The organism is Enterococcus sp. DIV0712, assembly GCF_050554855.1.
Lineage (GTDB): Bacteria > Bacillota > Bacilli > Lactobacillales > Enterococcaceae > Enterococcus > Enterococcus faecalis.
Map to the genome: position 1 here is coordinate 2630421 of NZ_CP187333.1, position 21394 is coordinate 2651814.

At 39.5% G+C, this 21394-nt stretch carries 22 protein-coding genes; 11 read left to right on the top strand and 11 right to left on the bottom strand.

Annotation, left to right across the window (positions count from 1 at the left end):
* Window positions 1-118: 118 nt before the first annotated feature.
* Window positions 119-517, bottom strand: a complete 399-nt coding sequence (locus tag IGL42_RS12575) for an OsmC family protein (RefSeq protein ID WP_002401145.1) — start codon at window positions 515-517, stop codon at window positions 119-121.
* Window positions 518-717: 200 nt separating this feature from the next.
* On the opposite strand from IGL42_RS12575, the gene rpsN reads away from it, so the two are divergent.
* The 5 genes from rpsN (at window position 718) to IGL42_RS12600 (ending at window position 3949) form a co-directional block, all read left to right on the top strand.
* The gene (gene rpsN / locus IGL42_RS12580) at window positions 718-987 is read left to right on the top strand and encodes a 30S ribosomal protein S14 (protein ID WP_002354822.1); all 270 of its coding nucleotides are present in this window, start codon (window positions 718-720) and stop codon (window positions 985-987) included.
* 110 nt (window positions 988-1097) lie between these two features.
* Window positions 1098-1247, top strand: coding sequence for a 50S ribosomal protein L33 (gene rpmG, locus IGL42_RS12585; protein WP_002354818.1), 150 nt, complete (start codon window positions 1098-1100; stop codon window positions 1245-1247).
* A 15-nt stretch (window positions 1248-1262) separates the two neighbouring features.
* Entirely contained in the window at window positions 1263-2237 is a 975-nt protein-coding gene (locus tag IGL42_RS12590) for a CobW family GTP-binding protein (RefSeq protein ID WP_010710861.1), read from the top strand.
* 33 nt (window positions 2238-2270) lie between these two features.
* Entirely contained in the window at window positions 2271-2393 is a 123-nt protein-coding gene (locus tag IGL42_RS12595; protein WP_002383181.1) for a putative metal homeostasis protein, read from the top strand.
* A gap of 20 nt (window positions 2394-2413) precedes the next feature.
* A complete protein-coding gene (locus IGL42_RS12600; RefSeq protein ID WP_002401146.1) occupies window positions 2414-3949 on the top strand; it encodes a zinc ABC transporter substrate-binding protein AdcA in 1536 nt (511 codons plus the stop codon).
* A 199-nt stretch (window positions 3950-4148) separates the two neighbouring features.
* Here the strand turns inward: IGL42_RS12600 and IGL42_RS12605 are convergent, their stop codons facing one another.
* From IGL42_RS12605 to IGL42_RS12615, 3 genes are all read right to left on the bottom strand, one after another.
* The gene (locus IGL42_RS12605) at window positions 4149-5123 is read right to left on the bottom strand and encodes a tRNA dihydrouridine synthase (RefSeq protein ID WP_010710860.1); all 975 of its coding nucleotides are present in this window, start codon (window positions 5121-5123) and stop codon (window positions 4149-4151) included.
* Window positions 5124-5311: 188 nt separating this feature from the next.
* Complete coding sequence (locus IGL42_RS12610) at window positions 5312-6082, bottom strand: ABC transporter permease (protein WP_002354811.1); 771 nt, start codon at window positions 6080-6082, stop codon at window positions 5312-5314.
* Window positions 6075-7010, bottom strand: a complete 936-nt coding sequence (locus IGL42_RS12615; RefSeq protein WP_002354809.1) for an ABC transporter ATP-binding protein — start codon at window positions 7008-7010, stop codon at window positions 6075-6077. Before IGL42_RS12615 ends, IGL42_RS12610 begins: the two co-directional genes overlap by 8 nt.
* A 257-nt stretch (window positions 7011-7267) precedes the next feature.
* On the opposite strand from IGL42_RS12615, the gene IGL42_RS12620 reads away from it, so the two are divergent.
* The 5 genes from IGL42_RS12620 to IGL42_RS12640 all read left to right on the top strand — a co-directional run bounded on the left by IGL42_RS12620 (window position 7268) and on the right by IGL42_RS12640 (window position 12514).
* Window positions 7268-7687, top strand: coding sequence for a PTS sugar transporter subunit IIA (locus IGL42_RS12620; protein ID WP_002354802.1), 420 nt, complete (start codon window positions 7268-7270; stop codon window positions 7685-7687).
* A gap of 12 nt (window positions 7688-7699) precedes the next feature.
* Window positions 7700-8191, top strand: coding sequence for a PTS system mannose/fructose/N-acetylgalactosamine-transporter subunit IIB (locus IGL42_RS12625; protein ID WP_002354800.1), 492 nt, complete (start codon window positions 7700-7702; stop codon window positions 8189-8191).
* Between the two features lie 16 nt (window positions 8192-8207).
* On the top strand, window positions 8208-9023 hold the full coding sequence (locus tag IGL42_RS12630; RefSeq protein ID WP_002365419.1) for a PTS mannose/fructose/sorbose/N-acetylgalactosamine transporter subunit IIC: 816 nt from the start codon (window positions 8208-8210) through the stop codon (window positions 9021-9023).
* Window positions 9020-9847 carry a PTS system mannose/fructose/sorbose family transporter subunit IID gene (locus IGL42_RS12635; protein ID WP_002354796.1) on the top strand — a complete coding sequence of 276 codons (828 nt, stop codon included), beginning with the start codon at window positions 9020-9022 and terminating at the stop codon, window positions 9845-9847. Before IGL42_RS12630 ends, IGL42_RS12635 begins: the two co-directional genes overlap by 4 nt.
* A gap of 147 nt (window positions 9848-9994) precedes the next feature.
* Window positions 9995-12514: a sigma 54-interacting transcriptional regulator gene (locus IGL42_RS12640; RefSeq protein ID WP_002358978.1), complete on the top strand. Its 2520-nt coding sequence runs from the start codon at window positions 9995-9997 to the stop codon at window positions 12512-12514.
* Window positions 12515-12660: 146 nt separating this feature from the next.
* Here IGL42_RS12640 and IGL42_RS12645 read toward each other — a convergent pair whose 3' ends face one another.
* The 7 genes from IGL42_RS12645 to IGL42_RS12675 all read right to left on the bottom strand — a co-directional run bounded on the left by IGL42_RS12645 (window position 12661) and on the right by IGL42_RS12675 (window position 20556).
* Window positions 12661-13221 (bottom strand): hypothetical protein, encoded by a 561-nt coding sequence (locus IGL42_RS12645; protein ID WP_002354788.1) that lies wholly within the window; start codon window positions 13219-13221, stop codon window positions 12661-12663.
* Between the two features lie 189 nt (window positions 13222-13410).
* The gene (locus tag IGL42_RS12650; RefSeq protein WP_025191894.1) at window positions 13411-16428 is read right to left on the bottom strand and encodes an alkaline phosphatase family protein; all 3018 of its coding nucleotides are present in this window, start codon (window positions 16426-16428) and stop codon (window positions 13411-13413) included.
* Window positions 16429-16566: 138 nt separating this feature from the next.
* A complete protein-coding gene (gene rpsI / locus IGL42_RS12655) occupies window positions 16567-16959 on the bottom strand; it encodes a 30S ribosomal protein S9 (protein WP_002354786.1) in 393 nt (130 codons plus the stop codon).
* A 13-nt stretch (window positions 16960-16972) separates the two neighbouring features.
* Complete coding sequence (rplM, locus tag IGL42_RS12660; RefSeq protein ID WP_048670019.1) at window positions 16973-17401, bottom strand: 50S ribosomal protein L13; 429 nt, start codon at window positions 17399-17401, stop codon at window positions 16973-16975.
* Window positions 17402-17637: 236 nt separating this feature from the next.
* The gene (locus IGL42_RS12665; protein ID WP_002354782.1) at window positions 17638-18105 is read right to left on the bottom strand and encodes a Dps family protein; all 468 of its coding nucleotides are present in this window, start codon (window positions 18103-18105) and stop codon (window positions 17638-17640) included.
* A 127-nt stretch (window positions 18106-18232) separates the two neighbouring features.
* Window positions 18233-18952: a DUF5105 domain-containing protein gene (locus IGL42_RS12670; protein ID WP_010710858.1), complete on the bottom strand. Its 720-nt coding sequence runs from the start codon at window positions 18950-18952 to the stop codon at window positions 18233-18235.
* Between the two features lie 83 nt (window positions 18953-19035).
* A complete protein-coding gene (locus IGL42_RS12675; protein ID WP_002396789.1) occupies window positions 19036-20556 on the bottom strand; it encodes a gluconokinase in 1521 nt (506 codons plus the stop codon).
* Window positions 20557-20664: 108 nt separating this feature from the next.
* Here IGL42_RS12675 and IGL42_RS12680 point away from each other — a divergent pair, with 108 nt between their 5' ends.
* Complete coding sequence (locus IGL42_RS12680) at window positions 20665-21357, top strand: prepilin peptidase (protein ID WP_010710857.1); 693 nt, start codon at window positions 20665-20667, stop codon at window positions 21355-21357.
* Window positions 21358-21394: the final 37 nt, after the last annotated feature.

Sequence of the window (21394 nt, forward strand, 5' to 3'; positions counted from 1 at the left end):
GAATTAAAAATTTCCTGTTTCTACAGCTATTTCCCCACGCTCCTCTAAAAAAAGACATTCTCAGAAACGAGGCATCCAAAAAGGGAAAAGCGCTCGTAACGATAATGTCTCTAATGGTTTACTTTTTAAAGACAACTGTTTCTTCGACAGTAATTCTTTCAGCCAATGATTGAATCACTGGACAGTTTGGGGAGACAAGTTTCAAACACCGTGTCGCCCGTTCTTGAAAGGCTTCTGGAACAGACACATAAAAGAGAATCGTCACCTGTTTTAATGGTTGTGCGCGTCTCTCTACTTCTCTTGAATACGTGACTTCTATTTTTTCAAACTCAAAGGGAATGTGCGAATTTTCCAAAACGGATTGATACACGTATCCCCCACAAGCGCCAATTGCCGAAACGAGCATTTGAACTGGCGAATATCCCTCTTCTTTTGCTAACACCCAGCGCGCTGTTTTCGTTTGTAATTCAAATTTTTCCACACCACGAATAATCGTCAAACGTTCTACCATTGCCATCTTCACTCCTTTTTACTCTTTCTTAAAAGATACTACAAAACAGCGCTAAAACAAACATTTCTAACTTCTCAACTTAGCAAGTCCTAAAAAAAACAAAATTCTCACTTGACAAACAACGTAACACCTGATAATATACTTCCGTTCAAATCGTAACCATTACGATTTAGATTTTATAAATCCAAAAAGAAAGGAAGTGCCTTATGGCTAAAAAATCAAAAATTGCTAAAGCAAAAAAACAACAAGCAATGATTGCAAAATATGCGCCTATTCGCCAAGCCTTAAAAGAAGCTGGCGATTATGAAGGTCTTAGCAAATTGCCAAAAGATGCTCATCCAAGTCGCTTAAAACTCCGCGATCAAACAGATGGGCGCCCACGTGGCTACATGCGTAAATTTGGCATGTCTCGGATTCGTTTCCGTGAATTGGCTCACCAAGGCTTGATTCCTGGCGTCAAAAAAGCAAGCTGGTAACTCATTATTTCGATAAAGACAACTAGCGAGGACAGTCGCCTTTGGGCTGACCTCGCAGCCCCCTTTATCTTTTATACGCAATTAAAAAAATCAAATTGGAGGACGGTACTATGCGCCAAACCATTACGTTAGCTTGCGCTGAAACTGGCGAGCGCCTTTACTTAACAAGTAAAAACAAACGAAATACACCAGAAAAATTACAGCTGAAAAAATATTCACCAAAACTACGGCGCCGCGCACTTTTCACTGAAGTCAAATAACAGGAGGAAAACTTGATGGGCATTCCAATCACCATTGTTTCTGGCTTTTTAGGCGCAGGAAAAACAACCTTAATTAACCATGCGCTTGCGCAATCACCGTTTCCTAAAGAAGAAATTATTATTATTGAAAATGAATTTGGTCAAACAGGCGTTGATCACGCATTACTTTTACAAACCACGGAACGAATTATTCAATTAAATAACGGTTGCATGTGTTGCAGCTTACGAGGAGATCTTCTTGCCTCTTTATCAGCAATCTTAGAAGTGTACCAAGAAGAACAACAACCCATTGCCCAAGTCATTTTAGAAACAACGGGCATTGCTGATCCGCAACCAATCATTCAAACAATTTTAACGACCCCGCACATCAAAAATCATTTCTATATAGACAGTCTCTTAACGGTCGTTGATGGGCATCATTGGCAACAGCAGCTTCAAGAAGCCGAAGTCATCAAACAACTGGCCTTAGCAGATCGCCTCTTTTTTTCTGTCAAGGAACCAGCAGACATCACTCAGCTACCAACGTTCCAAGAAACCCTTCGTACCATTAATCCTTTTGCTGATATTTTATCCTTTCAAGCCAACGAGCCTCTTTTGGCTAGTGACTTTTTTCAATTAAATAAGTTTACGGCAACACTTACAGAACACGAAATGACTCATTCCCCGCATGAGCACGCCCACGAGCATCATCACCATACCTTTCACTCCCTTACGTTAACGGCGTCCTCAGCCCTCAACGAACCTCTTTTCACTCGTTGGCTTGATTGGTTAATGTATACGCATCAGGAAAAGTTATACCGTTTCAAAGGGATTCTCGCCTTACAGGAGCATGACTTGGCCATTGCCATGCAAGGCGTCAACCAGCAAGTGGCCTTTCAAATGACGAATCAACCCCCTCAAGAAACGACAATTGTTCTGATTGGCAAAGAATTAGAGACAAAAAAAATCCAAGAAACCTTTCAAACCCTCAACAAAATAGCTACTCCGTAAATTAATTTTTACGAAATGGAGGTCCTATATATAATGGAAAAAACTGACTTATCTAGCGCTTATCGTCGACTGAAAAGTCCCAACATCAAAACACGAAAACGCGCACTTAAAATCATTAAAGAACATAAGCGCAATAAACAAAAGAAAATTGCGTAATTCACTAAAGGAGCACACCTATGAAAAAATTTACTCTTCCCCTGTTAGCCGCCTTATCGCTAATCCTTTTCGGCGCTTGCGGCAAAACAAACACCTCTGATAAAACCGCTGACGGTAAAGAAAAACTATCCATTGTCACGACTTTTTATCCTATGTACGATTTCACTAAAAATATTGTAGGCGATGAAGGAGACGTCAAATTGTTAATCCCTGCTGGTTCTGAACCCCACGATTATGAACCATCCGCCAAAGATATGGCTACCATCCATGATGCGGATGTTTTCGTTTACCACAATGAAAATATGGAATCTTGGGTACCCAAAGCTGCTAAAGGTTGGAAAAAAGGAGCCCCGAACGTCATTAAAGGTACCGAAAACATGGTCTTACTTCCTGGCAGTGACGAAGACGGACACGACCATGACCACGAACATGGCGAAGAAGGCCACCACCATGAATTAGATCCGCATACTTGGGTTTCACCCCATCGTGCCATCCAAGAAGTTACAAACATCAAAGAACAATTAGTCAAACTTTACCCTAAAAAAGCCAAAACATTTGAAACAAACGCAGAAAAATACTTAACAAAATTAACAGCCTTAGACAAAGAGTTCCAAACAGCTTTGAAAGACGCTAAGCAAAAAAGTTTTGTTACCCAACATGCTGCATTTGGTTATCTTGCCTTAGATTACGGCTTAAAACAAGTGCCAATAGCTGGTTTAACACCTGAACAAGAGCCAACTGCAGGGCGCTTGGCAGAGTTGAAAAAATATGTCACAGACAATCAAATTCGCTATATTTATTTTGAAAAAAATGCCAACGATAAAATTGCTAAAACGTTAGCTGACGAAGCGAATGTTCAATTGGAAGTCCTAAACCCGCTAGAAAGTTTGACACAAAAACAAATGGACAATGGCGAAGATTATCTTTCTGTAATGAAAGAAAACTTAACTGCTTTGAAAAAAACAACAGATACAGCTGGGAAAGAGGTTCAGCCAGAAACCTCTGAAAAAACAGAAAAAACCGTGGCTAACGGCTATTTCAAAGACAGTGAGGTGGCTGAGAGAACACTGACAGATTACGCTGGAAATTGGCAATCCGTCTATCCTTTATTAAAAGATGGCACATTAGACCAAGTCTTCGATTACAAAGCGAAACTGAAAAAAGATAAAACACCAGCCGAATACAAAACCTACTATGATGCCGGCTATCAAACCGATGTCGACCACATCAACATCACTGATTCCACCATCGAGTTTCTGGTCGATGGCAAACCACAAAAATTCACCTATAAAGCAGCCGGTTATAAAATTTTAAACTATGCAAAAGGCAACCGTGGCGTCCGTTTCCTTTTTGAAACAGACGATGCCAATGCTGGGCGGTTTAAATACGTCCAATTTAGCGACCACAACATCGCACCAACGAAAGCCGCTCATTTCCACATCTTCTTCGGCGGCGATAGCCAAGAAAGTCTGTTCAATGAAATGGACAACTGGCCAACGTATTATCCAAACGACTTAAGCAAACAAGAAATTGCCCAAGAAATGATTGCGCATTAAGCATTCAAAAGAGAGGAGGTCGGGACAGAAGTGTTTAACTCCGAGAAATAAGAAGAAATTTCCGAAAATTGTTCTTTAATTTTTGGAGAATTTCGGCTTATTTCCGAAGGAGTTGCTTCTGTTCCCGCCGTTTATCAGTTTTTGAGCGTGGAGCAAAAATCCAAAGTGATTTTTGTCCCACGCTCCTCTCTTTTTTTATTTAGTCAAGCACACCATGTTCTGCTTCAAACGTCGCTAACAACTGGCGCACTTCATCCGTTGATTTTGTATTCATTAATTGTGCTCTTAAATCACTGGCACCTGGAAAGCCTTTGACATAAATTTTGAAGAAGCGATGCAACCCAACAATGGAGCGAGGCACCAATTCCGCATATTTGTCTTGCAAATCCAATTGTAAACGTAGCAAGCCCAGCAATTCTTGTGGTGTATGTGTTTTGGGTTCTTTTTCAAAGGCATAAGGATTTTTAAAAATCCCCCGACCAATCATGATGCCATCTACACCATATTGTTCTGCTAATTCTAGGCCCTTTTGACGATCGGGAATATCCCCATTAATCGTAATTGTCGTTTGCGGTGCGACACGGTCCCGAATAGCCATAATTTGCGGAATGACCTCCCAATGGGCATCCACTTTACTCATCTCTTTTCGTGTTCGCAAATGAATGGATAGATTCGCAATGTCTTGCTCTAATAAATGCGTAATCCACGCATCCATTTCCGCCATTTCAGTAAACCCAATGCGTGTTTTGACACTAACAGGTAAGCCACCTGCTTTGGCGGCGTCAATCAATTCAGCCGCGACTTCTGGGCGCAAAATCAGCCCGCTGCCTTTTCCACGCTCAGCCACGTTGGGCACAGGACAGCCCATATTTATGTCTAATCCTTGAAAGCCCATCTCCGCTACGCCGATACTCATTTCACGGAAAAATTCCGGTTTATCCCCCCAAATATGTGCCACCATCGGCTGTTCATCTTCTGTAAAAACGAGGCGCCCGCGCACACTGTCTTTTCCTTCAGGATGACAATAACTATCTGAATTAGTAAACTCTGTAAAAAACACATCTGGCGCCCCAGCTTCTTTCACGACATGACGAAAGACCACATCAGTGACGTCTTCCATTGGTGCTAAAACAAAAAAGGGCTTTGGCAATGTTGCCCAAAAATTCTTGCTCATCTTCATATACTCCGTTTCTGATTTTTTCTTTATTTTCAACGACAACTTGTCGACATATTCTGGTGCGAAACATTGCTATTATACAGGGAAATGCACGAAGAATCAAAAAAGGCATACTTAGAAACAAGAAAACTGTCTGAATCTGCTCGCTAGAATGAGTGATTCAGACAGTTTAATCTTTTTACGGCTTAACTACGTAAGCCACGCCCTGTTTCTACAAGGTACCAACAAATGCCATATAAAACGACAATAAATAAGATTAAAATGGTCATAGAAATACCAATTGGCACATCTTGAACCCCTAGGAAACCGTAGCGGAACCCAGAAATCATGTAAACAATCGGATTAACTTTTGAGACAGCTTGCCAAAATGGCGGCAACATGGAAATGGCATAGAAAACCCCACCCAAATAGGTTAAAGGCTGTAACACAAAGGTCGGCACAATCGATACATCATCATAGGATTGCGCAAAAATACCATTTAACAAACCAGCTAAAGAAAAAAGAATCGCTGTCATCAATAAAGTCATGATGACCATCAGCCAAGAAACAACGTGCAATGGCACAAAAAATAGAGAAATGATGGTGACTAACGCACCGACCAAAATACTACGACCAACGCCACCAATCACAAATCCCCAAATAATCACATGAGTTGGAACTGGCGCCACGAGAATTTCTTCGATATTTTTCTGGAATTTTTGTGAGAAAAAGGAAGATGAAACATTGGCGTACGAGCTTGTAATGGCTGACATCATAATTAAACCTGGCACGATAAATTCCATATAAGAAAAACCGCCCATATCGCCAATTCGCCCGCCAATCATTTTCCCAAAAATCACAAAATATAAGGACGTCGTAATTACTGGCGGTACCAGTGTTTGGACCCAAATTCGTAAATAACGGTTGGTTTCCTTCACAGCTAAACTTTTTAAAGCAGTAAAATACAGACTAAACATGTTGATCCTCCCTTTGGTACGTATCCTCGGTAATCTTCAAGAAGAGCTCTTCCAAACGGTTGGACTTATTCCGCATTGACAATACTTTGATTCCTTGTTGACTTAGCTGTTCAAACAAGTGATTGACTCCTTGGTTTCGTTCCACTTCCACCGCTAACGTTAACTCGTCCTCAAATACGCTTTGATAGCCTTCAATAACTGGCGCCTGCGTATAAGGTGCTAAATCAAAAATAAACGTTTCAAATTGTAATTTTGCTAACAAGTGCTTCATGCTGGTGTTTTCAATCAATTCACCAGACTGAATAATCCCAATGTTGCGACACAACATCTCAGCTTCTTCTAAGTAATGGGTCGTCAAAATAATCGTGGTTCCCTGCGCATTTAACTCTTGTAAAAAGGCCCACATTTCACGGCGCAATTCAATATCGACACCTGCAGTTGGTTCATCTAAAATCAATAACTTCGGCTCATGCATCAGCGCGCGAGCAATCATCAAGCGACGTTTCATTCCGCCAGAAAGCATTCGCGCCCGTTCGTTCCGTTTTTCCCATAAATTGGATTGTTTTAAATACTTTTCACTCCGTTTCATGGCTTCTTTACGAGACACCCCATAATAGCCCGCTTGATTGACCACAATCTGCTGGACCGTTTCAAACGGATTGAAGTTAAACTCCTGCGGCACTAACCCAATCTGTTGCTTCGCCCGCACCATTTCCGTATCTAAATCATACCCAAAAATTTTGACTTTCCCCGAAGTCTTATTAACTAACGAGGTCACAATCCCAATCGTCGTTGATTTTCCTGCGCCATTCGGTCCCAAAAGAGCATAAAAATCGCCTTCTTCGACTGTTAAATCAATCCCCCGCAACGCTTCAACACCTGAAGCGTACACTTTGCGTAAATCTTGTATCACAAGAGCATCAGTCATTCGTAACTCTCCTTAATGTATAAATATTCATGAATATTATTGTAACACTTCTCGATAAAAACGGGGGTTATTTTGATTAAATTTCACAGTTTTGCTTAGCTATTTTTCAACAACAAACTAGCCAACGATTAACGTGTTTATTTTGACTTGAAACTGTTTAAACAGTTTCGAGAGCGTTAAAACCCTTTCAAATCAAGGATTTAGAGTTCTCTTTTTTTGGCACAGAACTTGCTTTATATAAAAGTGAGGTGAAAAGAATGAAAAGAAAATTTTTAATTGCTAGTCACGGAAACTTAGCGAAAGGCTTCCAAAGTTCCTTGGATATTCTCGCAGACAAAGGAAAAGAGCTGGCGGTCATCAATGCCTATGTGACTCCTGAGGACTACACGCCAATTATTCAAACGTTTCTTCAGTCCCTTGGCGCAGAAGAACAAGCTATTATTTTAACAGATTTATATGGTGGTAGTGTCAATCAAAAAATTGTTCAAGAAGTCATGACGACAAAACCAGACAATGTTTTTATCATTTCCAATGCCAACTTAGCCATTGCCTTGTCGCTGATTTTCTTAAAAGAAGGCGAAAAGCTAACCAAAGAAGATATTCAAGCAGCAATTGCTGAAGCACAAATTCAATTCGTTGAATTAAACCCATCAAATGAAGAAGAAAACTTTTTTTAGGAGGAAATTAAAATGATTACACAAGTACGAGTAGACGACAGATTAATTCACGGTCAAGTAGCCGTAGTTTGGACCAAAGAATTGAATGCCCCCTTATTAGTTGTAGCGAATGATGAAGCAGCCAAAAACGAAGTAATGCAAATGACGTTAAAAATGGCTGTCCCTAATGGCATGAAACTATTAATTCGCTCAGTTGATGATGCGATTGATGTCTTCAATGATCCTCGTGGCAAAGACAAACGAATTTTTGTAATTGTGAACAGTGTAGCGGATGCTACTAAAATTGCGAAAAACGTGACAGATATTGAAAGTGTGAATGTTGCCAACGCTGGCCGCTTTGATAAATCAGATCCAGCCACCAAAACAATGGTTTTCCCGAGTGTCCAATTAAACCCTGAAGAGTTAGAAGCTGCCAAAGAATTAGCCAGTTTGACTCACGTGGAAAGCTATAACCAAGTACTGCCAACCAACTCAAAATTAAGTCTAAAACAAGCCGTCAATTAAAAGGAGGAAATGAACAATGCTTATGCATGCAACAATGGCAGCCTTAGCTGTATTTATCTGTTTTGCTGGGAACTATTTAACTGGTCAAAGTATGATGGAACGTCCCTTAGTCGTTGGATTAGTCACAGGAATTTTAATGGGCGACATGAAAACAGGGGTCTTAATGGGGGCCTCTTTAGAAGCAATTTTCTTAGGAAATGTTAATATCGGTGGTGTTATCGCAGCGGAACCTGTAACTGCGACTACTTTAGCCACAACGTTTGCAATTATTTCAAATGTCGAACAAAAAGCCGCCATGACGTTAGCCGTACCAATTGGGATGTTAGCCGCTTTCGTGGTGATGTTTTTAAAAAATGTCTTTATGAATATCTTTGCTCCTTCTCTTGACAAAGCAGCACGTGAAGGCAACCAAAAAATGGTTGTGACACTGCATTACGGAACGTGGATTATTTATTATTTAATCATCGCTTCGATTTCATTTATCGGAATTTTAGCAGGAAGCGGGCCAGTAAATCTGTTTGTTGAAAGTATTCCACAAAATTTGATGAACGGCTTAAGCGCAGCTGGCGGACTTTTACCTGCCGTTGGGTTTGCTATGTTAATGAAACTGTTATGGGATAATAAATTAGCCGTCTTTTACATTTTAGGCTTTGTTTTAACCGCGTACCTACAATTACCAGCCGTTGCGGTAGCGGTCATCGGGACAGTAATTTGTGTCGTGAGTGCCCAACGGGATGTAGAATTTCGCGACATTCTAAAAAGAAAACCTGCGGCGTCTTCTGCGGTTGAAGGCAGCGCGAAAGAAATCGAAGAGGAGGACTTTTTCGCATGAAGTTAAAAGAGAATTTATCTAAAGAAGAGAAAAAAATGATGCGCTCTGTTTTCTGGCGTTCTTGGACGATGAACGCTAGCCGGACAGGAGCTACACAATACCACGCAGTGGGTGTCATGTACACTTTACTCCCAGTTATCAATCGTTTTTATAAAACCAAGGAAGAACGGGCCGAGGCATTGGTGCGTCACACCACTTGGTTCAATGCAACCATGCATATCAATAACTTCATTATGGGGCTCGTTGCTTCGATGGAAAAACAAAACAGTGAAGACGAAAATTTTGATGCTAGCTCTATTACAGCAGTTAAAGCCTCACTAATGGGGCCACTTTCAGGCATCGGTGATTCCTTCTTCTGGGGCATCTTGCGTGTCATTGCTGCCGGTATTGGGATTTCATTAGCCAGCACCGGTTCGCCATTAGGGGCGATTGTCTTCTTACTTTTATACAACGTTCCTGCGTTCCTGATTCACTATTATGCGTTGTATAGCGGCTATTCAATCGGTGAAAGTTTTATCCAAAAAATGTACGAATCAGGCGGAATGAAGATACTCACAAAAGTATCAAGTATGCTAGGCTTAATGATGATGGGCAGTATGACTGCTTCAAATGTAAAATTCAAAACGATTCTTGAAGTTTCCGTTAAAGGAAGCAAAGACGTAGTTAAAATCCAAGACTATTTGGATCAACTATTCGTCGGTATCGTACCATTAGCCGTGACGTTACTTGCTTTCTGGCTATTACGCAAAAAAGTCAATGTTAACGTGGTGATGTTTGGTATCATGTTCTTAGGCATCTTGCTAGGATTACTAGGCATCTGTTAAAATTGAAACAATAAACATTTAATTATTAAACACTTAGAGCCTGAGACAAAAATCCAAAGTGATTTTTATCTCAGGCTTAAAAGCTGATAAACGGCGGGAACAGAAGCAACCCCTGTCCCGACCTCTCTTTTGGAAGGACGATGAATCATGCGCTTGGAGACCTACCAACACTTAGTTGATATTTTAGAAACCAGCAACACCCCGATGAGCACACAAGAAATTGCCACAAAAATTCAATTAAGCCGCTCGGTAACCAGCTTATACTTAAATAAATTATTGGAAAAAGGTGAAGTCCAACAAACGGGAAAAAAACCCGTTTATTGGCAATTAACCCGTGCAACAACCCCCACGACCGATGTGTTTCGACAATACATCGGTAGCCAAGGCAGCGCCAAAAAAGCCATCGAACAATGCAAAGCCGCTATGTTGTATCCCCCATTGGGTATGCCTTTATTAATCCATGGAGCCAGTGGCGTCGGCAAAAGCTTTTTGGCAAAACTGATTTATGAGTATCTGAAAAATGAACAAATCATTGGCCTGGAAAAATTCTACACCTTTAACTGTGCCGATTATGCCAACAATCCCGAATTGCTATCATCCATTCTCTTCGGCCATACCAAAGGCGCATTTACTGGAGCTGAATCAGAAAAGCAAGGACTCTTGGCCCAAGCTAATAATTCCGTACTCTTTTTAGATGAAGTACATCGATTATCCAACGAAAACCAAGAAAAACTCTTTCAGTTTATGGATACAGGGACCTTCCGCCCTATTGGTGAAGAAGGAAAAATGGTCCATTCCAAGGTCCGGCTACTATTTGCGACCACCGAAAACCCGAAAAAAGTCTTATTACCAACCTTTTATCGCCGAATTTCCGTAATCGTCTCACTTCCGAACTTCAAAGAGCGCCCCATTCGAGAACGGATTGCGATTTTAAAAAACTTATTCCACCGAGAAGCGAAACGAATGACCAAAGACATCAACGTGGACGAAGAAATCTTTACGGCATTATTAGAAAATGACGAACCTGGCAATGTGGGGAGTTTATCCAACAAAGTGCAGCTCCTTTGCGCGTCGCAATTACGAAAAACTTTGCCCAATCAACCTGTCGTCATTGGCGATGCAACTCAACCAATGATTGCGATTCCTTTAGACAAAGAAGTGTTAGAAGAAGACACACTTTCTTCCGATATTTTCGCAACATTTGAAGCCTTATTTACAAAAGAAAAAACACTGGCCCACTTAAAAACTGAACTGACACAATTCATTAAATATTGTTTAGACGATGAAATAACCTTGGAAAATGATTATTTTTTACAAAACCTAGTCACGGAAGTCCAAACCAAAAACAAACTAATTATTAACCAACCTGAACAAACTGAAAAACCGATGAAAGATGTTGCCAAATTGCTGAAAATTTTACCGCCAACATTTAACGAAACAATGCTCCTTCCAGTCCAAGCACAGTTAAAAGAACACTATCCGCGAACGGTTTCCCTCGTGAAAAACTTAGTCAGTCCGCTGCCAGAAGAATACCGTTTCTTGACAGAGGTACTCTTATCTGTATTACTTAGCGGAGAAATTTCTGAAACGATTCCTTACCAAGCGCTCCTCGTGGCGCATGGTGAATCGACTGCCACAAGTATTCAAGCCGTTGCCAACAAATTATGTGGTACCTATATTTTCGATGCGATTAACATGCCCTTAACCTCCTCCGTCCGAGATATCGTCGCCGAAGTTAAAGACTGGCTTTCTCAGCGGGACACATCACAAGGCGTCATTATGCTCGTCGATATGGGTTCTCTGACACAACTTTATAAAAGTTTGAAACCGCAAATTCTTGGAGAACTCTTGGTGATCAACAACCTGACCACTGCCTATGCGTTGGAAATTGGTCATCAATTAATGAACGAACAACTTTTCTATGGTATTGCTAAAACCGCTGAAAAAAAATTTAAAACCGATGTACAGTACTTTGAAGGCTTTTCAGTGGAAAAAAATATCATTGTCTCTAGTATTTCAGGTCTGGATATTGCCAAGCAAATCAAACAAATCTGTCAAAAATACTTGTATACTGATATTAAAGTCATTACCCTAAAATACAAAGATTTGGTGAACACGTTAGACATTGCCAACGCCGAAGAAAATTATTTAAAAGAAACCTCGCTCATTTTGACGACGTCCTACTTAGACAATCATACGAATGTTGCTAGCGTGAATCTCTTAGACATGTTAGACGAAGATGCAGGAACCCAGTTGATGGAACCTTTCCAAAACTTGATGCATCCCAATAACATTGATAGCATGATTAACGAATTTGTTCACTTCTTCTCGAAAGAAGGCTTGTCAGAAAAACTAGAATTTCTAAATCCTGACGTCATTATTAAACAAGTCGAAAACGTTACAAAAAACATTGAAAAACGCTTCGACCTCACACTCAGCGGCAAAATGAAATTTAACTTAATGATGCACAACGCGCTCATGGTAGAGCGGACAATGCTCGGCGTTGAAGACTATGAAATCCCTGCTAACCTCGAGGAACTAACCATTAACCAAAAACCATTTTTCCAAAATGCTAAAAACATTTTCTATACCCTAGAACAGTTTTATCGAATAGAGATTTCCAACTGGGAACTCTATGTGATTTATGAAATTTTGTCTTCTCGGTGAGGGTTATAGGGAGAGTCTCTTTTGTTCAGATGATTATCTTAAAATATAGCTAGTGGGCCATAAGTCATTTCGACTTATGACCCACTTTTTTTATTTTGTGTTAAAACACTTTCTATCAACAGAAAGTGTTTCAATAAATATTTCGTTTAGGCAGCGCCATTTCCTGTAGTGTAAACGAACAGGACAGTGAACAGGATGGACACGCCAACCATTATTAATTTTTTCGTTTTGTCGGGGTCCTCTTGAAGTAGCCATTTAATCAACAGACTGCCTCTAATCCGTTGACTTGCCTTCTCTTTTTCAGTCGCTGACTTTGTATAACGCCAACCATAAAAGTGCCAACGAAGTAAATTGGCGTACCAAGCTCGATAGTTTTTAGAAAGAAAACCACCACAGATAAACAATGCTCCTAATAAAATATCCAAATACAACCAAACAATAAATGTTAACGGAATATCGATTAATGAATAATTCTTCACTTCAATCACTTGATCTTTCAAGCCAAATTGATGAATAATCCGTTCTTGGTATTCAGAATCCGTCTCCGCTTCTTCTTTTCCCCCAACAACTTTTATGGCTGACTCGACGCCCATACCTTTTATAAAAGCTTGCTTGGAATGACAATACTTACATTCCACCACTTGATCAGCGGTATCGTACCATCTAAACGCATTCGCCCCACAACTTTGACAAACCACACTACTCATTTTCTGCCTCCGATATTCGTTATTTTTTATGGTTATGTTTCATTACTTAATGATACCATTTTTTGGAGAATTCGGCTTATTTCTGAAGAAGTTGCTTTTGTTCAGCTAATTATTTTAAGATATAGCTAGTAGGGCATAAGTCGTTTCGACTTATGCCCTACTTTCTTTATATAACATTTTTATTGCCAATCAATTCACTTTTTTTTCCGCCCAATCTGCTGAATATTGTTTTCCTGCGACTAGGTCATACTGAATCAATTCATAATCATGAAGCAACTCTTTTTGCTCCTTAGTAAGATCTTTTTCTTCTGTCGTTTTATTTTGATCACTAGCAAATACTTTTTTACCATTCTGAACGTTTTGACTACCAGAATTAGGGTCAATTGTTGTAGCTGGTAAATTATTTGTCACTGCTGTTAACAAGGCATAAAATGGTGTCACTTTAATATTAGCTTGCTCGAGCGCCAATGAAGAAAACATATACGGAGATACTAATGAATAATTTGGCAGTTTTCTTTGTTGTTGTGCATATTTATTGTTATATACGAAATAATCTGTTTCTCGATACAACAAAGGATACTTCGCTAAATCTTGTTCCTTATAGATACCTGGTAAATGATCTCCATACCAAACAATTGTAATTGGTTTTTCAATTTTATCAATTTCTTCAATAAATTTCTGCGTTGCTTGATCTGTATAATTTAAACCTTGAAGATAGGTCTTCATTTGATTTCTATTGCTTTCTGAGACACCAGCCCCCTCGAAATCAAATGTGTCTTCTTTGTAGTAATTGTTATATGGCATATGATTTTGCATTGTCGATAATTGGATAAACTGAGTCTTACCTTCCGTTGCATTTATCGCATCAACTGTTTCTTGATAGGCTGCTTCATCTGAAATATAAGGATTCGCTTCAATCTTTTGTGTATAATTCAATCCATCTGGACTTCCAATATAATGAAATTTATCAAACCCAAACTTTTCAAATACATTTAAACGACTGTAAGTATTTGCAGAAAATGGATGAATTGCTACAGCTTCATCAAATAAATTTAAAAAAGTAGGCGTCTTTTTTTGCTTGTTCACTAACTGAGTGTAAGGCACAGGCAAGGTAGCCCCCAAGTTACTTAAATCCATCCCTGTCAACGATTGCCACTCCATGTTTGCTGTACCTCCACCATAACCTGAGGAAAGCATTAAACCCGATGTTGTTTCTTTAGATAACTGTGTAATAAACGGAAATGGATTATTGTTCAAAGTTATATCCTTCAATCGAGACGGATCACTGAAGCTTTCGCTAAGAGTAAAAATAACCGTTTGCTCTTTTTGCCAATCCTGACGCTCTGAATTTATTTTTTTAGCCTCTGCATCATACTTTGCCATAATTTTTTTAATGTTCTCTTGTGAGTATCCAGAGGGTTCCTCCATAATTTTCACATCAATATTACTTAAAAATTGGATGACTGGACCATTGATCTGTGTCCCACGTCTTTGATTATAAAATTGACTATCAATACGGAAAAGCTTAAACACCAAATTAGGCAGCGAGTTCTGATGGTTAATGAAAAAGACCCCTGAAAAAAACACTAAAATTGAGACAATTCCTAATACTCGTTTTTTTATGTTTATTTTTAGATGATAGGTTCTTTCCAAACGTTTTTGTAGAATCCAAGAATAAATTCCTACTAAAACTAAACCAATGACGCTAATAATAAGAATGACAGGATTTAGCATATCTAAAATTTCACTAATACTGTTTAAAAAAGCTAAATCCGCCGGTAAAATTGGTTCAAGCCTATATTTAATTTTCAAAACTGTCGCGATAGTTAAAACAAGATCTATCACTAAGGTAAACGCAAACGCATACCAAAATCTATTAATCAATAAAATAACTAACATTAAAAATGTCATGATTACGATTACGTTTAAGAAAACCGGCGCCTGTCTATTGATAACAACGGTAAAAATAGAACGAAGTGCTGCATCTTTTGATCCATAATCTGCAATTAATAACATTTGCATAATCGTGAATAAGTAGAAAAATAGCGCACTATAAAATAATCTGCGGTAAGCGCAGACCCAGTTCCATAGCTTACTTAATTTCAATTTTAGTTGTGAAAAATTTTCTACTCTTAAATTCTGCTCAATTTTACGATATAGCGGAATTTTTTGTAAAAGTAATACAACACAGCTAGAAAGAAGTGCTACTATCAAATAAGCAATAGTTAAATAGATAATTTGTTTTGCCCAAACAGTACCAGATTTCACCTCTGTTTGAACAAATTTCTCAGAAACTAGACGTGTAACAATTGGCCAGTTTAATAAGATTTGTACAACTAATAAACTTGTAGATAGCACATTAAAATTTAAACGCAATAAGGAAAATCGTTTATTTACATTTTCTAAAAATATAAATAAAGAAATCGAATAGTACACGGAAAAAAGAGACCAAGGAACATTGAATCGAGTAGCAGTACTTGTTCCTTTGTTTAAAAATAGAGAAATATGCGTCATTAGTAAGACTAAGCTTGCTAATATTACTATTCCAAAAGCCACCTGAATAAATTTCAAATGATAACGAGGAAGAAATTTAAACCGATAAATGGTGTAGCCAACTAAGTAAAAATAAATTAAAAGTAAAATGCTATTGCCGCTAGCCATTCCCCAAATATCTTTTCCAAAAAAAGTTGGTAAAGCGATTAAAAAGAATGTTAGTAGTGACATGGTCCATTTGATTTGTTCGTTCTTTAACCGATCTAAATACTCGTGTAAATAAGGGCTTAATAAAAACAAAAGCAAGTAAGCCGTAGCAAATGGAAAAATATTTTGACTAATCGGAAAGAGTATCGTCCAATAATCACGTATATTTAATGAAAAAGAAGCCAAAGACAAATTTAAAACGAGTGTTCCAAAAACATATAATAAATAAAAATTTGCAAATTTAGCTAGCGGCTTGGTTCCTACTGTTTTTTTTCCGTGGTACCCCATATATAAAGCCAATAAATTCCCACCAACTGCAACTAATCCTAATGCTACTGAATAAAGATAAAAACGCGTACCATTTTGGTCATATTGTGGAATCGCTGTACCCGAAAATAATACACGTTGAACAATTATAAAAATACATGCCATAATTGGTGTAACTATTGGGTATTTTTTTGATTCTATCATATTTTCACCTATCTTTAATTTAAAAAAACCGTCCAAAATGGACGGTTTATAATTTTAGTTTCCTCATTTGGAAAGTGTCTTTCAAAATGATAATTGAGTGGCACTCGATTTCCAAGGAAATCTTCGTCCCAGATTGTTTTCGTAAGCGAACACGTTCGCAACGACTCCAAATAATTAACGTTTTGAGAACTGTGAAGCTTTACGAGCTTTTTTAAGACCTGGTTTTTTACGTTCAACCATACGTGCGTCACGAGTAAGTAACCCAGCGCGTTTTAAAGCAGAACGGAAGTCAGGATCTACTTGTAACAATGCACGAGCGATTCCGTGACGGATAGCTCCTGATTGTCCAGCATAGCCACCACCGTTTACGTTTACGATTACATCGTAAGCGCCTTTTGTTTCAGTTACGCCAAATGGTTGGTTGATAACTTCACGCAAGTCAGCATGTGGAATATATTCTTCTACGTCTTTTTTGTTTACAGTAATTTTACCAGTACCTGGTACTAAGCGTACGCGGGCAACTGCATTTTTACGACGGCCTGTGCCGCTATATTGTACTTGTGCCAATGAATTTCCCTCCTTAAATTAAGTTCGTGATATCTAATACTTCTGGTTGTTGTGCAGCATGTGGATGCTCAGCTCCACCGTATACGTTCAATTTAGTAAATTGTTTACGTCCTAAAGTGTTTTTAGGTAGCATACCTTTTACAGAAGTTTCGATAAGACGGCGAGAGTTTTTGTCGCGTAATTCACCAGCTGTCACTGATTTTAATCCTCCAGGATACATTGAGTGACGGTAGTAAATTTTGTCTGTAGCTTTTTTACCTGTTAATTTTACTTTATCAGCGTTAATTACGATTACGAAATCTCCAGTATCCACATGTGGTGTGAATGTTGGTTTATTTTTACCACGTAGTACAGAAGCAACAACTGCTGATAGACGTCCTAAAGGAACATCTGTTGCATCTACTACGTACCATTTACGTTCTACTTCGCCAGCTTTGGCCATATATGTTGTACGCACGTTTCTTTCCTCCAATTTTGTTTTCGATGTTTGACATACACTTGAGTTTCCGGGGCTCATTGTGGGGCAAACAATACCATTTAATATTTTACCTTCAATCACTGATAAAGTCAATGTTTTTCTGCGCTTTCAGAAAATAGATTTTCACTTATTTTTTTGTGCCTTTTAAACAGAAAAAAACCGCCAACGTCAACGTCAGCGGCTTTGGGAGTTGTTTTAAATTATGCGTCAATACCAGGCGCTTTGCCAAGTTTGGCTTGTAACATCCAAATATTTTTTTCGATGTCTGTTTTGTTTGCGATGAAAATGTCTTGTGTGCAGTCGTCGCCTTCTTCACCAGAAACTTCGATTCCTTTTGCGTAAAGGTCTGCTAAGTAACGGTAGCCTGCTACTAATTTTTCCATACGCTCTGGAATGGTGCGGTCCCAGTTACCAATTTCATCTTCAATTTTTGTATTTTCTGCGAATTCACGCAATGTTGAGAATGGAGAGCCGTCCAATGTGATTAAACGTTCTGAAACAACATCTAATTGCTCATTGATTTGATCCATGTATTCATCCATTTGTGGGTGAAGTGTTAAAAATTCAGGTCCACGCATATACCAATGTGTTTGATGAATTACCACGGAAAATTGGCTTAAATCTGCAACGAGTTGGTTCAAAATTTCTTTTGTTTTTTCAAATTTCATTCTTTGTCATCCTCCTAAATATTATTTCTACACTCTTAGTGTAATATGAATTGTGAAAAAAGTACACTGAAAACCTTTCTTTTTTAAAATTATTATCAAATTATAATAATTACAATTAAGAATCTAATTAATTTCCTGAAATCGCTGTTTTTTCATCCGCAGTGACGACTTTTTGTTCCGCTTGAGTGAGGATCATGTCGAGTGCCTCTGTCAACTGGTCAGTATCTTCTTTTCCTGTGACGAAAGCTAAAAAAAACTGATTCAGTCTCAGTTGCTCCGCTGCCGGTAAATACCATTGTCCTTCTACTTGCTTAACCGTTAATGGCAGTTCAACTGGCTCATGGCTGACATTGATTTGTTGGATTTCTTTTTTTAAAACGGCTAACGTGTGCTGCATGTCTAGCACTTGTGTTGCCTGTTGCGTTTGCTGAAGAAGAGCAGTGGTTGTATCTTCAATCGCCGTCACAAAATCTAAGCCCTTAATCTGAAAAGTGATTGTCGCTTGCCCATTCAATTCTTTTGTGGCTACTAGTTGATATGACGCTTTTTTCTTCACTTGAGCCAGTAATTCTGCGCTAAGCTTCTGGGCTTCAGTCTCGGTGACTTCAGCGTTCATTTCTTTTAAGCTATTGAAAAATTGCTTCTGGAACTGTTGACGGCTCGTCTGCAAATGCTCCGCTAAGACTTTCGGTTCACGAAAAGTTTGAGAGAATGTCGCTGGCTTTTCTTGATAAATAAAGTAATCTACCAACTGTTGCGCTGCTTTTTCGCCGGAACGAGACGGTGCACTGCAGCTTGCTAACGCCCCAATGAATAACAGAAATAGTGGTAGTAGCTGCTTCTTCATTCCTCATCCTCATTTCCTCAAGTCTTTGTCTCTCTTCTAGTTAAGCAACTTCTCAGCCATTTGTCAAAGCTATTTACTATCAATTATTTGCGGAATTCTGCTAATTTTTGATAACTTTGTGCTAAAACTTGTTGGGTTTCTTGAAAAACAGGATACAGTTCTTGATAAACTAGCAATTGATCCGCTCGTGGCGTGACCGTTTCATGAATCAGCACCTGTTGCGCCGCTGCTTGCAAATTTGGTAACTGCCCTAAGCCTTGCCAACCTAGCAAAACAGCGCCTAATGCCGAAGCTTCGGTGCTATCAGTGAACGATAACGTTTCTCCCAGCACATCAGCCATGATTTGACGGAACACAGGGGAATCAGCAAAGCCGCCTGTCGCCCGAATCTCCTGAACGGGTCCACCGAGTTGTTTCAAATCTTCTAAAATGGTTTTTAAATTGAAACAGATGCCTTCCACCACCGCTCGAGCTAAATGTCCGGCATGGTGATTTTTGCGCAAGCCAATAAAACTTGCGCTCGCCTCTGCATTCCACAGCGGTGCTCGTTCACCTAGCAAATAAGGATGAAACAGTAAGCCATTTGCCCCGGCTGGCACGGTTGCAATTTTGGCCATAATTGGGTCATAGAGATTGGTCCCGTTTTGGATAGCTTGCTGACGTTCTTCTGCAAAAATCGTTTGGCTCGCCCAATCTAACGCAACTGCACCATTACTACTTGCGCCACCAATCACCCAGTGCTGTTCATCTAGAGCAAAACAAAATGTTTCACCTTGCGGATGCAAAAAAGGTTCTTCGACAATATACCGAAGTGCGCCGCTCGTACCAACGGTCAAAGTCGCTACACCCATTCCTAGCGCTCCCAAACCTAAATTAGACAATGGACCATCCGCGCCACCAAGAACTAAAACCGTTTCCTCCTCAACACCAAGCATCTCTTGCCAAGAAGGCGCTAATGCTGGAAAAATGAACGTTGACGGGGCAACTTTTGGCAACTGTTCCTCCTCAATAGATAAATACGCCAAAATCGACGATTCCCATTGCCGCGTGTGAATATTAAATAAACCCATCCCCGAAGCACTACTATAATCTGTCCAGTATTCGCCAAAGAAACGGTAAAAAATGTAGTCCTTAATCCCAATAAACTTGGCCGCGCTCTGCGCAACGGCTGGCTGATTTTCCTGCAGCCAGCGAATCTTGTACAAAGGCGCCATTGGATGAACTGGCATGCCTGTCAATTGATAAAACAATTGGGCCGCTGGCGTTTCTTTTAACGCTTCCGCATAATCAGATGCTCGTGTGTCAGCCCAAGTAATCACTTGGGTCAATGGGCGTCCTTGCGCATCCATGGCAATTAAGCCATGCATCGCTGAAGCAAAAGAAATGAGCCCAATTGGTTGATTCTTCACTTGTTGTGTGACGGTTCGAATACAGTTCACCACAGCTTGGAACAGCGTTTCTGGGTCTTGCTCCGCCATTCCTTCAGTCTCTTGAATTAATGGATAACGCACATAGCTAGAAGCTACGACTGTGCCATTTGCTTGAAAAGCCACTGCTTTGGCTTGCGTGGTGCCAACGTCGACACCAATCGCTAATTTTTCCATTTGATTCCCTCATTTCTTGTTTCTTTTATTATTCCTAACAAAAAAAGATTTGTCTAGTCAAACGAAAAAGTTTAAAAAAAGCGTAGTTTATTTTTAAGGAGGTAACCTATGTTTTTCTTAAGTCTCTTTTTGATTGGTGCCTGTTTCGGTTCTTTTTTATGCTTAGTGGCGGAGCGCTTACCAGTAGGGCGTTCTTTGTGGTGGCCCCCTTCCCACTGTCAAGGTTGCCACCAACCTCTACAATTTTATGAATTAATTCCAGTTGTTTCGATTTTGCTGCAGCGCTTTCGTTGTCGAAAGTGTCAACAGCCAGTAGCTAAGAGTTATCTTTTAGCAGAACTTGTCATGGGCGGCTTAACCGCAAGCTGTTTTTTTGCTGGCCTGACGATTGATGCTTTGATTCTCTGGTGGTGGCTGACGAGCGCTTTCACATTATCCTTGATTGATTACTGGTATTTAGTGGTTGAACCGAAGATTCTTTATCCTAGTTTTTTTGTGCTTTGCTTGCTGAAAATTGCGGGTCAGCATTCGTTTTACTTACTGACTGGTCTTTTTTGTTTTTGTTTTTTCCGATCCGTCTTACATTATTTTCCGGAAGCCATGGGGCGAGGGGATCTTTTGTTACTGGGTTTGTGGGGCTGTTTTTTACAGGTACCTCAGTTGCTGATGCTACTATTTTTTGCCAGTAGTTATGGCCTAATCTATGGCTACAGCTGTAAATTTTTGGGGTATCCAGTTGAACAGACACTTCCCTTTGTCCCCTTTTTAAGTTTGGGCTTACTCACAATCAGTTGGTTATAGCAAATAAAAAAAGCCGCAAGGAGCATGCTCCTTACGG